This is a genomic window from Nocardia sp. NPDC056000, assembly GCF_042269265.1.
In the GTDB taxonomy this organism is placed as follows: domain Bacteria; phylum Actinomycetota; class Actinomycetes; order Mycobacteriales; family Mycobacteriaceae; genus Nocardia.
Window position 1 is genome coordinate 42835 of the sequence record NZ_JBHJXS010000001.1, and the last position, 14097, is coordinate 56931.

At 65.6% G+C, this 14097-nt stretch carries 15 protein-coding genes; 9 read left to right on the forward strand and 6 right to left on the reverse strand.

Annotation, left to right across the window (positions count from 1 at the left end):
• Window positions 1-14 precede the first annotated feature (14 nt).
• Window positions 15-836 carry an SDR family NAD(P)-dependent oxidoreductase gene (locus ACFC4D_RS00210; RefSeq protein WP_376061015.1) on the reverse strand — a complete coding sequence of 274 codons (822 nt, stop codon included), beginning with the start codon at window positions 834-836 and terminating at the stop codon, window positions 15-17.
• A gap of 51 nt (window positions 837-887) precedes the next feature.
• Between ACFC4D_RS00210 and ACFC4D_RS00215 the strand changes: the two genes are divergently transcribed.
• Window positions 888-1289 (forward strand): winged helix-turn-helix transcriptional regulator, encoded by a 402-nt coding sequence (locus tag ACFC4D_RS00215; RefSeq protein ID WP_376061016.1) that lies wholly within the window; start codon window positions 888-890, stop codon window positions 1287-1289.
• Here ACFC4D_RS00215 and ACFC4D_RS00220 read toward each other — a convergent pair.
• A complete protein-coding gene (locus tag ACFC4D_RS00220; RefSeq protein ID WP_376061017.1) occupies window positions 1264-1671 on the reverse strand; it encodes a DUF1707 domain-containing protein in 408 nt (135 codons plus the stop codon). The genes ACFC4D_RS00215 and ACFC4D_RS00220 overlap by 26 nt on opposite strands.
• 120 nt (window positions 1672-1791) lie before the next feature.
• The gene (locus ACFC4D_RS00225; RefSeq protein ID WP_376061018.1) at window positions 1792-2667 is read right to left on the reverse strand and encodes a LysR family transcriptional regulator; all 876 of its coding nucleotides are present in this window, start codon (window positions 2665-2667) and stop codon (window positions 1792-1794) included.
• A 124-nt stretch (window positions 2668-2791) separates the two neighbouring features.
• On the opposite strand from ACFC4D_RS00225, the gene ACFC4D_RS00230 reads away from it, so the two are divergent.
• From ACFC4D_RS00230 to ACFC4D_RS00250, 5 genes are read left to right on the forward strand one after another with little or no spacing between them, the layout of a single operon-like run.
• Window positions 2792-4246: a form I ribulose bisphosphate carboxylase large subunit gene (locus ACFC4D_RS00230; protein ID WP_375967199.1), complete on the forward strand. Its 1455-nt coding sequence runs from the start codon at window positions 2792-2794 to the stop codon at window positions 4244-4246.
• Between the two features lie 16 nt (window positions 4247-4262).
• A complete protein-coding gene (locus tag ACFC4D_RS00235) occupies window positions 4263-4685 on the forward strand; it encodes a ribulose bisphosphate carboxylase small subunit (protein WP_364634461.1) in 423 nt (140 codons plus the stop codon).
• 27 nt (window positions 4686-4712) lie between these two features.
• Window positions 4713-5771 carry an AAA family ATPase gene (locus ACFC4D_RS00240; RefSeq protein ID WP_364634458.1) on the forward strand — a complete coding sequence of 353 codons (1059 nt, stop codon included), beginning with the start codon at window positions 4713-4715 and terminating at the stop codon, window positions 5769-5771.
• A gap of 16 nt (window positions 5772-5787) precedes the next feature.
• Entirely contained in the window at window positions 5788-6861 is a 1074-nt protein-coding gene (locus tag ACFC4D_RS00245) for a class 1 fructose-bisphosphatase (RefSeq protein ID WP_375967200.1), read from the forward strand.
• Between the two features lie 36 nt (window positions 6862-6897).
• A complete protein-coding gene (locus tag ACFC4D_RS00250) occupies window positions 6898-7776 on the forward strand; it encodes a phosphoribulokinase (protein WP_364634452.1) in 879 nt (292 codons plus the stop codon).
• Window positions 7777-7850: 74 nt separating this feature from the next.
• Here ACFC4D_RS00250 and ACFC4D_RS00255 read toward each other — a convergent pair whose 3' ends face one another.
• Entirely contained in the window at window positions 7851-8453 is a 603-nt protein-coding gene (locus tag ACFC4D_RS00255) for an HdeD family acid-resistance protein (protein ID WP_376061019.1), read from the reverse strand.
• 25 nt (window positions 8454-8478) lie between these two features.
• Window positions 8479-9246 carry a YoaK family protein gene (locus ACFC4D_RS00260; protein ID WP_375967203.1) on the reverse strand — a complete coding sequence of 256 codons (768 nt, stop codon included), beginning with the start codon at window positions 9244-9246 and terminating at the stop codon, window positions 8479-8481.
• Window positions 9247-9383: 137 nt separating this feature from the next.
• Here ACFC4D_RS00260 and ACFC4D_RS00265 point away from each other — a divergent pair, with 137 nt between their 5' ends.
• Both ACFC4D_RS00265 and ACFC4D_RS00270 read left to right on the forward strand, forming a co-directional pair.
• Window positions 9384-10550 carry a thiolase family protein gene (locus tag ACFC4D_RS00265; RefSeq protein WP_376061020.1) on the forward strand — a complete coding sequence of 389 codons (1167 nt, stop codon included), beginning with the start codon at window positions 9384-9386 and terminating at the stop codon, window positions 10548-10550.
• A gap of 317 nt (window positions 10551-10867) precedes the next feature.
• Window positions 10868-11977 (forward strand): winged helix DNA-binding domain-containing protein, encoded by a 1110-nt coding sequence (locus ACFC4D_RS00270; protein WP_376061021.1) that lies wholly within the window; start codon window positions 10868-10870, stop codon window positions 11975-11977.
• Window positions 11978-12037: 60 nt separating this feature from the next.
• Here ACFC4D_RS00270 and ACFC4D_RS00275 read toward each other — a convergent pair whose 3' ends face one another.
• The gene (locus tag ACFC4D_RS00275) at window positions 12038-12517 is read right to left on the reverse strand and encodes a winged helix-turn-helix transcriptional regulator (protein ID WP_376061022.1); all 480 of its coding nucleotides are present in this window, start codon (window positions 12515-12517) and stop codon (window positions 12038-12040) included.
• Window positions 12518-12662: 145 nt separating this feature from the next.
• Between ACFC4D_RS00275 and ACFC4D_RS00280 the strand changes: the two genes are divergently transcribed.
• Window positions 12663-14057 carry an MFS transporter gene (locus ACFC4D_RS00280; RefSeq protein WP_376061023.1) on the forward strand — a complete coding sequence of 465 codons (1395 nt, stop codon included), beginning with the start codon at window positions 12663-12665 and terminating at the stop codon, window positions 14055-14057.
• Window positions 14058-14097 lie beyond the last annotated feature (40 nt).

Here is a 14097-nt window from a genome sequence, read left to right on the forward strand (position 1 = left end):
CGAGAACGATCCGGCTACGCGCCGAGCATGGCGGCTGTCAGTTCGGCGAGGCGGCGCGCCTCGGCGGGGTCGAGGGTCGGGAAGTCCAGGGGTATCCGGCGGCCTCGATCGATCGCGGTGAGGGGCGCTTCGGGTGGGTTCTCGATCAGGCCGTGCACGGGCGCGATGGCGGTTGACACCGATTGCGCCGCCAGCCGGGAGAGCACCCGCAGAAACAGTCTGGTCGGGGGATTGAGGGTGGAGTGGTCGCCACTGCGGGTGAAGCCCGGGTGGTAGAGGATGAAAGGGATTGGAGTGGGGGATTTTTCGGCGTAGGAGACGGCTAGGAGGTCGTTGGCTCGGCCCGCCTGGAGTTGGGCGGTGATGGGGGTGTATCGGCCGGAGAGGTTGGGATCGGACCAATTGATGCCGCCCTTGGTGACACCTACCCCGGCGATGCTGATGATGACCGGGGAGGGACCGTGCGCCAGCAGTGGGGTCAGGCCATGCGCCAGGAGGTACCTGCTGAGGTAGTAGAGGGCGAAGGTGTGCTCGAACCCTCCGGGGGTCAGGACCCGTTGGGGGAGAACGCGATTGGCGAACAGCAGAAGGGCGTCCACGGCGGCCGCGGTCTCGTTCACCCGATCGATAACCCGGTTCACCTCGGCCGTCGAGCTCAGGTCGGCGCGCAAGAAGGTCAGGTTGTGGGCGGTTGACGACGCCGCCGCGATCAGCGATTCGCCTTTGGCGGGGTTGCTGCCTATCGCGATCACGCGGTCACCGCGGGACAGGCGAGACAGGGCGAAGGCGCGGCCCATTCCGTCTGTACCTCCGCTGATCACAACGGTTTTCGGCATATGTCCTCCATTAGGCTCGGGGTGTACCTCGATCCTCGGGGAGGTGCGGTGATGGCGAAAGAAGGCACTCTCATGTCCGATACGCACACGAATGTGCCCTCCCTGGTGGCCACGCGGTTGCCCGATCGGATACCCGCCGGGGAGTACGAGGCGTGTCCGGTCACCGAGGTGGTGCGGCGGATCGGTGACAAGTGGACGATGGTGGTGCTGGCGCTACTGGGTGGGCGCGCGTATCACTTCAATGAGTTGCATCGCGCTATCGAGGGCATCAGTCAGCGCATGTTGACGCGGACGCTGCGGGCGCTGGAATCGGATGGGCTTGTCGAGCGCACCGTGCTGCCCACCGCGCCGCCGAGCGTCGAATATCGGCTCTCGCCGCGTGGCGAGTCACTGCTTGTTCCGTTGTCGGCGCTGGCGGATTGGGCCGTCAGTAGCGGCGGTAGGCGGGGTTGAAGCCGCGGCGGCGGGAGCGCACGAAGAGGAAGAAGAACAGGGGGAAGATGAAGAAGGGGAAGATGTGGGTGGTGGCGGCCAGCACCACGGCGAGGATCAGGACCGAGATCAGGGCTACCGGGACGAACGCGCGGGGTGGGCGCGGGGGAGTTTGGGGTGTGGGTGGGCGGATGGGGGCGGTTTGGGGGAGGTCGGTGAAGAGGACTGAGAGGTCGGCTGTGGTTTTGGCGGCGTAGGCGCGGGCTACCCGGTCGTCGTATTCGTCGACGTCGAGGCGGCCGGCGGTGAAATGTTTGCCGAGGGCTTCGGCGGCTTGCTCGCGTTCGGCCGTGCCCACGCGCAGGGCGGGCGGTCCGAATACCGCGGGGCTGAAATCGGTCATGTCCAACCACCTCACCGGGAGAATCAAATTCGCTGTCCACCACAGTAGGCCGAAAATCGAGGGTCGGCTTGCGACCCCGGGCGTATTCCGGTGTACGACCGTGGGCGTACGCGGCCCGGATCAGGCGGCGCGGAATGCCTTCTCGCCAACCCGTTCCGGATCGGTGATGTGGGACAGGAACAGGCGGGCGGCCGGGGTCGGAGTGCGGGTGGTGACGGCGTGCCAGGGACGGGTGAGTGGCGTGCCTTCGATCGGCAGTATTTCCAGATGGCGGTCCGCGAGATCGTTCTCGATGGCGTCGCTGTGGATCAGCGTGATGCCCAGACCTTCCCGCGCGGCCGCCAGCGCCGCGCCGTGGGTGCCGAGAGTCAGTGTCGGAGGGCGTATTTGGAGTCTGTCGAAGAGCGCGAGGGTGGTGTCGCGGGTTCCCGAGCCCGCACCGCGCAGGAGCCAGGTCGCCTCGGCGGGATCCGGCCAGCGCCCCGGCGCGCCCACCACGACCAGCTCGCAGGGTCTTCGGGCGCGGGTGACCAGCCCGGCCTCACGCGGCGGACGCCCGGCGACCACGAGATCGGTTTCGTGGTGGGTCAATTCGACGAACAGCACGTCGCGGGGCTGAATCGACAGTCCCAGCTCGATATCGGGGTACCGGTTCCGGAACGAGGCCAGCAGCCGCAGCAGCACGTACTCACCGGCCGTGGCCACCACCCCGATGCGCAGCCGCCCGGTCTCGGCCTCGCGCACCGCCGCATGCGCCTCCTTCATGAGTCCGAGGATGCTGCGGCAATAGTCGGCGTACACCCGCCCGGCTTCGGTGAGCGCGATACCGCGGCCGGATTTCGCAATCAGTTTGGCGCCCAACTGTTTCTCGATGTGCGCAACCGCCGCCGACGCGGCGGCTTCGGTGATGTGCAACTGCGCGGCGGCCCGCCGGATACTGCTGTGCCGGGCCACGGCGAGAAACGTTTCCATGCGGACAGCGCTCACCGTACCCATCGTCAAACGGTAGCAAACACGACAAAATGGTTGAGGGAGACGAGAAACAATCGAATTGTTTGTCGATAACACTGCCGTCATCCTGGGAATCGCAAGTCGCCCAACCCCCTTCGCAGGAGGAATGATGGCCGTAACCGATGATCAGGATGGCACCCGCGGCCGGTGGGATCCGGGCGTACAGTCCTACGCGTCGATGGGATACTACAACCCCGACTATGAGCCCAAGGACACCGATGTCCTGGCCGTCTTCCGGGTCACCCCGCAGAAGGGCGTCGACCCGATCGAAGCCTCGGCCGCCGTCGCGGGCGAATCCTCCACCGCCACATGGACTGTCGTGTGGACCGACCGCCTCACCGCGCACAGCCGCTATCAGGCCAAGTGCTACCGCGTCGACGAGGTACCGGGCCGCCCGGGCGAGTACTTCGCCTATGTGGCATACGATCTCGACCTCTTCGAAGAGGGTTCGATCACCAATCTGACCTCCTCGGTGATCGGCAATGTATTCGGTTTCAAACCGCTGGCGGCATTGCGCCTGGAGGACATGCGAATTCCCGTTGCATACGTGAAGACCTTTCAGGGTCCGCCGCACGGAATCGTTATGGAACGGGAATACCTGAATAAGTACGGCCGCCCGCTGCTGGGTGCGACGGTGAAACCGAAACTCGGTCTCTCGGCCCGCAACTACGGCCGCGTGGTCTACGAAGCCTGCAGGGGCGGACTCGATTTCACCAAGGATGACGAGAACATCAACTCGCAGCCGTTCATGCGCTGGCGTGATCGCTACCTGTACGCCATGGAGGGCGTCAATCGCGCGATCGCCGATACCGGTGAGCTCAAAGGGCATTACCTCAATGTCACCGCCGCCGATATGGAAGACATGTACGAGCGCGCGGAATTCGCCAAATCGCTCGGCAGCGTCATCATCATGATGGATCTGACGGTCGGCTACACCGCCATGCAGTCGATGTCCAAGTGGGCCAGGCGCAATGGCATGCTGCTGCACCTGCACCGCGCCGGCCACTCCACCTACACCAGGCAGAAGACGCACGGTGTGAGCTTCCGTGTACTGGCCAAGTGGTGCCGCCTGATCGGCGTGGATCACCTGCACGCGGGCACGGTCGTCGGCAAGCTGGAAGGCGATCCGCATACGGTCAAGGGCTTCTATGACACGCTGCGGGACAACCACGTTCCCGCGAATCCGGCCAACGGCATCTTCTTCGATCAGGACTGGGCGAGCCTGCCCGGCGTCATGCCGGTGGCCTCCGGCGGTATCCACGCCGGGCAGATGCATCAGCTGCTCGATCTGTTCGGCGATGACGTCTGCCTGCAATTCGGCGGCGGCACCATCGGCCATCCCATGGGCATCGCCGCGGGCGCGGAAGCCAATCGCGTCGCACTCGAGGTAATCGTCAAGGCGCGCAACGAAGGTCGCGATCTGCTCAAGGAGGGCCCGGATATCCTGCGCCGCGCCGCCGAGACCAATCACCCCCTCGAAGTCGCGCTCAAGACCTGGGGTGATGTCACCTTCGACTACACCTCCACCGACGCACCCGACGCCATTCCGACCGCTACACGCTGAAAGGCGGTGAACCGCAATGCAACTGCGCCACGGCACCTTCGCGCACCTGCCGGATTTCAGCGATGAGGAAATCGCGGCCCAGGTCCGCTACGCCCTGCTCAACAATTGGCCGGTATCCATCGAATACACCGATGATCCGCACCCGCGCAATGTCTACTGGGAGATGTGGGGCCTGCCCCTGTTCGACCTGGACGAGCCCGACGGCGTGCTCGCCGAGATCAATGCCTGCCGCGCCACCTTCCCGCGGCACTACATCCGGGTCAACGCCTACGACGCCACCTACGGGCGGCAGAGCACCGCGCTGAGCTTCCTGGTGCAGCGTCCGGCCGAGGAACCGGGCTTCCGGCTGGAGCGCACCGATGCGGCCGACCGCAGTCAGCGCTACGGCTACCACGCGTACGCCCTGGATGACCGTCCCGGCCAACGTTACGGCGGCTGAACATAATTCGGATCGGGAGGACCTATCGTGAGTACAGCGCATCCCGCGGTTCCGGGCGATCGGGCACCTGCAGCCGGCCGCTCGGGCAACGGGTTCCAAATGCATCGGCCCGGGGCCACGAACCCCGCACCGCTGCGCGGATCGGCCGCCGACCCCTCGTCACCGCAGGATGCGGCGGCCGACCATCTAGCCGATGACGCGCTGCTGGACCTCTCGACCGATATCGCGGGCAAGGATGTCGAGGACACCCTGACCCGCCTGGACGCCGAGCTCATCGGATTGGCCAATGTGAAGCGCAGGGTGCGGGAGATCGCGGCGCTGCTGCTCATCGACCGCGCCCGCCAGCGCTTCGGATTGCAGGCCACCCGGCCCACCATGCATATGAGCTTCACCGGAGGGCCGGGCACCGGTAAGACCACGGTCGCCCTGCGCATGGCCGAGATGCTGCATTCGCTCGGCTATATCCGTAAACCCAAGGTGCACACCGTCACCCGTGATGATCTGGTCGGCCAGTTCATCGGGCACACCGCACCCAAGACCAAGGAAGCCCTCGCCAAAGCCGCCGGGGGCGTCCTGTTCATCGATGAGGCGTACTACCTGTTCCGGCCGGAGAACGAACGCGACTACGGCCAGGAGGTGATCGAGATCCTGCTGCAGGAGATGGAGAACGAACGCACCTCGCTCGTGGTCATTTTCGCGGGCTATCCGGATCGCATGGACACCTTCTTCTCCGCCAATCCGGGCCTGTCCTCACGGGTGGCGCACCATATCGAGTTCCCGGATTACACCCATGCGGAACTGCTGGCCATCGCCGAGCTGATGGTGGCCCAGGAGAACTTCCACTTCGATACCGCGGCGACGCAAGCGTTTTCGCGCTATCTGGAACTCCGCATGACCCGCCCGCGCTTCGCCAACGCCCGCAGCGTGCGCAATGCCCTGGACCGCTGCCGGCTGCGCCAGGCCAAGCGGCTCGTCGAACTGCACCGGCCGCTGAGCCGGACCGATCTGATCACGTTGACCGACAACGACGTCTACGGCAGCAGCGTGTTCGCGGACGCCACCGCACCGGAGGTGGCCACCACGTGAGGAATTGAGCAGGGGTATGCCTGAAGGTCTGAAAACCCTCACCCGCTACACCATCGAGCAGGAGCACCGGCACCCCGGATCATCGGGGGAGTTCTCGGCGCTCCTGAACGTATTGGCCACCGCCACCAAGATCATCGCGAATCAGGTGACACGGGGCGCCATCGTCGGATCGCTCGGCGCGTACGAACCGGATAATCTCCCGGTCACCGTGCATCGCAAGATGGACGCCATCGCGCACGACGTCATGGTGGCCGAAAGCCAGTGGAGCGGACCGCTTTCGGCGCTGGTGTCCGAGCAGATGCGTGAGTTCCACGCGGTGCCCTCGGAAGTGCGGCGCGGTAAGTACCTGCTCGCCTTCGACGCGCTCGACGGCTCCAGCAATATCGATGTGAATCTGCCCGTGGGAACGATATTCAGCGTGCTGCGCGCCCCGGAGGACGGGCGGGCGGCCATCGCCACGGACTTCCTGCAACCCGGCGTACAACAGGTGTGCGCCGGGTTCACGCTGTACGGGCCCGCCACCATGCTGGTGCTCACCACCGGCAATGGCGTGGACGGCTTCACCCTCGATCGCGAGGTGGGCGCGTTCGTGCTCACCCACCCGCGCATGCGAATCCCGGACGACACTTCGGGTTTCGCCATCAACGCCGCCAATGAGCGCTTCTGGGAGCGTCCGGTACGCCGCTACGTCCACGAATGCCTCCAGGGCGTCGAAGGCCCGCGCGGACGGGATTTCAATATGCGCTGGGTCGCGTCGCTGGTCGCGGACACCTTCCACATCCTCACCCGCGGCGGGCTCTACATGTACCCCCGCGATACCCGCAATCCCGACCGCCCCGGCCGGGTCTCACTGCTGTACGGCGCCAGCCCGATCGCCTTCATCGTCGAACAGGCGGGCGGCGCGGCCACCACCGGACACGAGCGGATCCTGCAGGTGCAGCCCAATGAGCTGCATCAGCGGATCCCGTTCATCTTCGGCTCGCGCAACGAGGTCGAGCGCATCGAGCGCTATCACTCCGAACCCGATGAGGGGCCGAGTTTCGACGCCTCACTGTTCGGATCGCGCTCGCTCTTCCGCCCGGCCCGTTAGCGGCGAAATCAGCTGTCCGGCAATCCAGGAGGTGCCATGTCGGTCAAACATCCCGTGGTCGCGATCACCGGGTCATCCGGTGCGGGAACGACCAGCGTCACGCGGACCTTTCAGGAGATATTCCGCCGCGAGGGGATCAGCGCGGTCATCGTCGAAGGGGATTCGTTCCATCGCTTCGACCGCAATGAAATGCAGTTGGCCATGGCCGAAGCCGAGCAGAATCGCAATCTCGGATTCTCACACTTCGGCCCGGAGGCGAACCTGCTCGGGGAATTGGAACGGCTCTTCCGCGACTACGGCGAAACCGGGGTGGGCGCGGTCCGGCGCTATCTGCACGATGAGGGCGAGGCCAAACCCTATGGGCAGCCGCCCGGTACGTTCACCCCCTGGGAGGAACTGCCGCCGGGCAGCGATCTGCTGTTCTATGAGGGCTTGCACGGAGCCGCCACCACCGAGGGCATCGATGTCGCGCAATACACCGATCTATTGGTCGGGGTGGTGCCCATCATCAATCTGGAGTGGATTCAGAAGGTGCACCGCGACAAGACCGAACGCGGTTACTCCAGTGAGGCCATCATCGATACGATCCTGCGCCGCATGCCCGATTACGTGAAACACATTTGCCCGCAGTTCTCCCGGACCTATGTGAACTTCCAGCGGGTGCCGACCGTGGACACCTCGAATCCGTTCACCACCCGCTCGATTCCGACCGCGGATGAGAGTTTCGTTGTCATTCGCTTCGCCGATCCGAAGGTGATCGATTTCCCGTATCTGCTGTCCATGCTGCACGATTCGTTCATGTCGCGGCCCAACAGCATTGTGGTGCCGGGCGGGAAAATGGATCTGGCCATGCAGCTCATCTTCACCCCGCTCATCCTGCGGCTGATGGACAAACGGCCCAAACGATTGCGCTGAAAACGGCTCGGGACAAAAGAATCCGGCGGCCGCTCTCCGAGGAGAACGACCGCCGGGAGGTGAATTCTATTGCGTCAGAGCGTCTTCGGGACGTCCTTCGCATTGCTCTTGACCGTGAAGGCGCTGAATATCTCCATGATGCCGATGAAGATCAACCACCAGCCCGCGACCAGGGTCAGGGTCAGGATCGAGGTGAACGGCACCGCGATCAGCCAGCCACCACCGATGACCAGCATGATGCCGAAGAAGATCGCCCAGCCGCGGCCCGGCATACCGTCCGCGGAGATGCCCGCGATCAGTGAGGAGACACCGCGGAAAATCCAGCTGATGCCGATCCAGATGGCCAGCAGCAGGACCGCGGTGGCCTCGCCCTTGTCACGCCAATTGTGGAAGCATAGGAAGCCCAGGATCAGCGAAAGAATCGCGCTGATGAAGGACAGGATTCGCATTCCGGCGCTCAGGTGCACACCGAAGGCCGCGATGAGTTGGAAGAGCCCGGACACAATCAGATAGACGCCGAAGAGAACGCCCGCCACGAGAATGGTTTTGCCGGGCCAGGCCAGGATCAGGATCCCCAGCACCACCGAGAGGATGCCGGTGACCAGGATCGACTGCCAGGCGCTCCGGGCCAGAGCATGCACCGGCCCTTCCATAACTTCCTCTTTGCTGGTTGTCATGTTTCGGAGAATATGCCCAGCTAAGTCACTTTGCGGTTAAGTTGCCCGGTGTGGTGTCAGGTTGTGATGCGGCGCAAGCGACGTCGGTTCGGCGTTTCTCCTCGTTCCGGCAGTAGCGCACATCGGCTCGCCAGGTGTAGATCGCGACCAACATCGATCCGATGACCGCCGCATCCAGCATGTATTCACCAGACACCGGAATACTGACCAGTCCGCCGATGAGCGCGCCGAGCGCGAAAGACCCGTATTGCACGGCATATCCGGCCCAGTCGCGCACCGTACCGCCACCCGCCACATGCCGCTCGATACCCTGCGCGAGTTTCACCAGCGTGCCGGTGACATAACTGACCGGAATGGATACCTCACCGTTCTTCACGAAAGAGGTGTTCAGCGCGCCCATTCCGAAGGCGACGGCCAGAATCGGCGTCAGGCCGATTCCGCGTTCGCCGAGAATGTGATCACCGACCGCCGCGACCATCAGCGCCGCGGTGGTCAGCATGGTCGCGCCGTGCGGGTGATTGCGCCACCAGTATCGACGGCACATCGAGGCCACGAAAACACCCAGGACGAAACAGCCGATGAGCAGGGCCGCACCCGCCGCGAGGGTGTGATCGCCGACGAAATTACCGATGATGGCGCGTTCGGTATTGCCGGTCATGAAGGTGACGAAATAGCCCGCGGAGTGGGCGTAGGCGGCCGCGCCGATGTATCCGGCGAGCATCGACAGGACAGAGGACAGTCGGGTCTCGAGATCCCAGAAGGGACCCGGTGAGACGCCCTGGCTGGCAGTCATGGCAACAGGCTAGCAACCAATTCTGAGGTCTTCCTGGATGTTCCGATCGGGCCGAACGCGTCGGCTCGACGGTGCGGTACAGTACTGATGTTAACCGGAATTCACATCCGGTAGGCAGGTACGAACAAGGAGAAGCCATGACTTCCGCCGTCATAGTCGACGTCGTCCGCACGCCCTCCGGAAAAGGGAAATCCGGTGGTGGACTATCGGAAGTGCATCCCGCGACCCTCTTCGCCGGGGTCCTGGAGACGCTCGTCGAGCGCACCGGAATCGATCCGGCGCTGATCGATGATGTGATCGGCGGTTGCGTCACTCAATCGGGTGAGCAGGCGTTCAATATCTCCCGGACGGCGGCGCTGGCGGCCGGATTCCCGGAAACTGTGCCGGCCACCACAGTCGACCGGCAGTGCGGGTCGAGCCAGCAGGCGGCGCACTTCGCGGCGCAGGGTGTCATCGCCGGGGCGTACGACATCGCCATCGCCGGTGGCGTGGAATCCATGTCGCGCGCGCCCATGTTCTCCAATGCGCAGGGTAAGGACGCCAATCGCGCACCGCTGGCGCACCGGTACCCGAATGGGCTTGTGCAGCAGGGCATCGCGGCCGAGATCATCGCCGCGCGCTGGAAGTTCGATCGGGCCGCACTGGACGAGTTCGCGGCGCGGTCGCACCAATTGGCCGCTGTCACCGCGGCTTCCGGCGGGTTCGACAATGAGATCGTCGCCGCGGGCACGCTGACCGCCGATGAGACGATTCGGCCGACCACCTCGGTCGAGGGGCTGTCCGGGCTGAAGCCCGCGTTCACCGACGCCGAGTTCAAGGCTCGCTTTCCGGAGATCGAATGGTCGATCACCCCGGGCAATTCGTCACCGCTCACCGACGGCGCGTCCGCCGCGCTGATCATGAGCGAGGAGAAGGCGAATCAGCTCGGTCTGAAGGCGCGGGCGCGGTTCCACTCGTTCGCGGTGGTCGGCGATGATCCGCTGCTCATGCTGACCGCGGTCATTCCGGCCACCCGCAAGGTGCTCGCGCGAGCGGGATTGAGCATCAACGATATCGACGCCTACGAGGTCAACGAGGCGTTCGCGCCGGTGCCGCTGGTGTGGGCGCATGAGCTCGGCGCGGATCCGGCCAAATTGAACCCGCGCGGCGGTGCTATCGCGCTCGGGCATCCGCTCGGCGCGTCCGGGGTGCGCATTCTGGCGACGATGCTCAACCACCTGGAGCAGACCGGCGGGCGCTACGGCCTGATGACCATGTGCGAGGCGGGCGGGCTCGCCAACGCCACGATTATCGAACGCCTCTGATCTCGCGGGGAAACTCGCACTCGCGCAGCCTGATTCGAATCGACGGCTGAGCGCGCCCGCCGGGGCAGCCGAATTCCACGGCCGACTCGGCGGGCTCAGCACCCCGCCCGCGTTCTGGGCATCGCGCCGAGTCACCAGCAGTTCGCGACTACCACGGTGTGGGGCCCGCGGTTCGCGTGCCAGCCGGGCGAGAGATTGTCGGGACATGGTCCGGCGGAGATGGGAAGCGTGAGTGCGCGCGGTGCCGCCGTTCACGAGAATGTCGGCGCGGGGTCGTACGGTGATCTCGGCTTCGGTGTCGTCGAGAGGTGGGTGCGGTGCGGGTTTCCTGGGATCAGGTGTTCGCGTGGCGTATGAATCGGCAGTTCATCGACGCGCGCGATGGGGCAGATGCCGTTGCGGTGGTGGGCCGATTGGCCGGAGTACAGGCGCAGGTGACTTCGGCGGCCGAAACCGCCGTGGCGCTCCGGACCGCGAAGGGTAAGCCCGGCGCGGTGGTCAAGGCGCTGGGGGATGGGAAACTGGTCAAGACCTGGGCCATGCGCGGCACCCTGCACGCGCTCACCCCCGATATCGCAGCCGGGGCGCTATCGCTCATGGGTTCGGCCCGCACCTGGGAAAAGCCTTCCTGGACAAAGGTTTACGGTGCGACCCCGCAGGATGTCGCGGCACTGGTCGACGCGGTGGGGGAGATCCTCGACGGAGCGATCCTGTCGCGCGATGAGTTGGTGTCCGCCATCGTCGCCGAACCCCGGTTCCACCCGCTCGGCGAGCAATTGCGCTCCGGCTGGGGCTCGGTGCTCAAACCGCTGGCCTGGCAGGGCGCGCTGTGCCACGGTCCCGCCGACGGCAATTCGATCACCTTCGCCAGCCCCGCGCATCTGATTCCCGGCTGGAAGGGGATTCCGGATCCCGATGCCGCCGCACCCGAGGTCATCGCGGCGTATCTCGGGGCATACGGTCCCGCCGCACCGGAAACCTTCGACGCCTGGCTCTCGCGCGGCAATATCAAGAAGCCTGTGCTGCGCCGCTGGTTCGCCGAAATGGGCGACCGGATCACCGAAATCGAGGTCGAGGGGCGCAAGGGATACATCCTCACCGAACACGCCGAAGCTCTGGCCACCACCGAACCCGCACACTCCGTGCGGCTGCTGGGCGCGTTCGATCAATACGTTCTCGGCCCCGGAACCGCCGATACCGCACTGCTTTCCGCAGAACATCGCGCCAAGGTGAGCCGCACCGCGGGCTGGATCTCCCCGCTCGTGCTGATCGACGGCCGCATCACCGGAACCTGGGAGACCTCGGGCACCGACCTCATCGTCTCGATGTTCGACGACGCCCCAGCGCCCGTGTCGGAACTATCCGCCGAGGCCGAGGGCATCGCCCGCGCCCTGGGTGTCGCGGACCTCGCCATCTCGGTGAAGTAGGTCCGGCGGCACCGTCCTTCGCGCTCCGACGATCGGTTCGCCGGGTTCACTCGGCGACGCTCACCGCCCCGTAGTCGGCAGGAGGTCCGGGGTTCGCGCGCCGGGGCCGAGCTGTAGTCGCAGGTCGCGGCGCTGTACGTGCTCGCCGCAGGATGAGCAGACCGGTTCGACGGTCATGGTGTGGCCGCAGCCCCTGTGCACGGTCTCGATCGGCGGACCGTCCGGGGCTGCGAAGGTGTCGCCCCACTGGCGCATGGCGGCGATGACCGTCCAGAGCGCGCGGCCCTTCTCGGTGAGCCGGTAGTCGTAGCGCGGCGGGTTCTCCTGATACGGCTCGCGCGTCATGATGTCCTGCGCCACAAGGTATTCCAGGCGCTGGGTGAGGACATTGCGGGCGATGCCCAGGCGTGAGCGGAAGTCGTCGAACCGGGTGACGCCGAAGAGCGCGTCGCGGACGATCAGCAGCGTCCACCATTCGCCGACGGCTTCCAGGCACTGGGCGATGGAACAGTTCATGTCCTCGAAACTGGTTCGGCGCATACCTCCACCATAGTCGGTTGCTTGAAAGAACTCACCCGGCTATGGTGCGTTTCATGATGCAACTCACTGGCCCTCCCGGCCGCAGCCGTGGCGAATCCAGCCACGGTCAGGACACCGGAACCCGGAGACCGACAGGGGAACGAGCGTGAATACCGCTGTAGCCGAACAGGACCGCAAAGTCGTCGATTCGCGGCTGGTGCTGGGCATCGTCGCCATCGGCGTACTGCTGTCCAGCCTGGATCTGTTCATCGTGAACGTGGCACTGCCCGAGATCGCCGCGGACTTCAGCGGCTCGCATATCTCCGGACTGTCCTGGGTGCTGAACGCCTACGCCATCGTGTTCGCGGCGCTGCTGGTGCCCGCCGGGCGACTGGGTGATCGCGGCGGGAACCGCACCACCTTCCTGGTCGGGCTCGGTCTGTTCATTCTCGGTTCGGCGCTATGCGCGGTGGCCTGGAATACCGGTGCGCTGGTGGGTTTCCGGGTGGTGCAGGCCATCGGCGGCGCGATGCTCACCCCGGCCTCGCTCGGGCTGGTGCTGGCGGCGACTCCGCCTGAGCGCCGCGCCATGGCGGTGCGACTGTGGGTCGCGTTCGGCGGTCTCGGCGCGGCGCTGGGTCCGGTGTTGGGCGGGTTGCTCGTCGAAATCGATTGGCGCTGGGTGTTTCTGGTGAATGTGCCGATCGGGCTCGCGGCGCTGGTCGTCGGCTGGCGACTGCTGCCGAATCCGGCCGGTGACGGCGGTGCGCTGCCCGACGGGTTCGGCGCGCTCATGCTGGTCGCCTCGGTGGCGGCGCTGATCCTGGCGCTGGTGAAGGGCGAGGATTGGGGCTGGGGTTCGGCCGGGGTGATCGGGGGACTGGTCGCGGCGTTCGTTTTCGGGCTCGCCTTCGTGCTGTCGTCGCGGCGGCATCACAGTCCGGTGGTGGATCCCGCACTGCTGCGGCTGCCGAATTTCGCTCTCATGGTTGGCAATTCGATGCTGTTCAATATCGCGTTCGCGGGCATGCTGCTCTCGGTGGTGCTGTGGGCACAGAACGTGTGGGGGTGGTCGGCGCTGCAAACCGGACTGGCCATCGCACCCGGACCGCTGGTGGTGCCGATCGTGGCGGTGCTGGCCGGAAAGGTCATCGCCAAGCTCGGCGCGGGGCCGGTGATCCTGCTCGGCGGTGTGCTGTTCGCGGCCGGAATCCTATGGTGGACAGTGTCTGTCACGCTGACGCCGAACTTCGCGGGCGGGCTGCTCGGGGGCATGCTGCTGACCGGACTCGGCGTCGGCCTCACCCTGCCGACCAGCTTCGCCACCGGCACCGCCGGGTTGCCGCCGCAGCGATTCGCCACCGGCTCAGCGGTATTGAGCATGGCGCGTCAGCTGGGATTGGCCATCGGGGTGGCGATTCTGGTCGCGGTGCTCGGCACCCCGGCGGGACCGGACGCGACCCTGGAAGCGTTCCAGCGCGGCTGGTACGTCATCGCCGGTGCTGCTGTCGCCGCCGGAATCGTCGGGCTGGCCGCACGACTGCCGCGACCGACCGCCTGATTCGCATCGGCGGCACCCGCACATCCGACCGGAGGCGGGT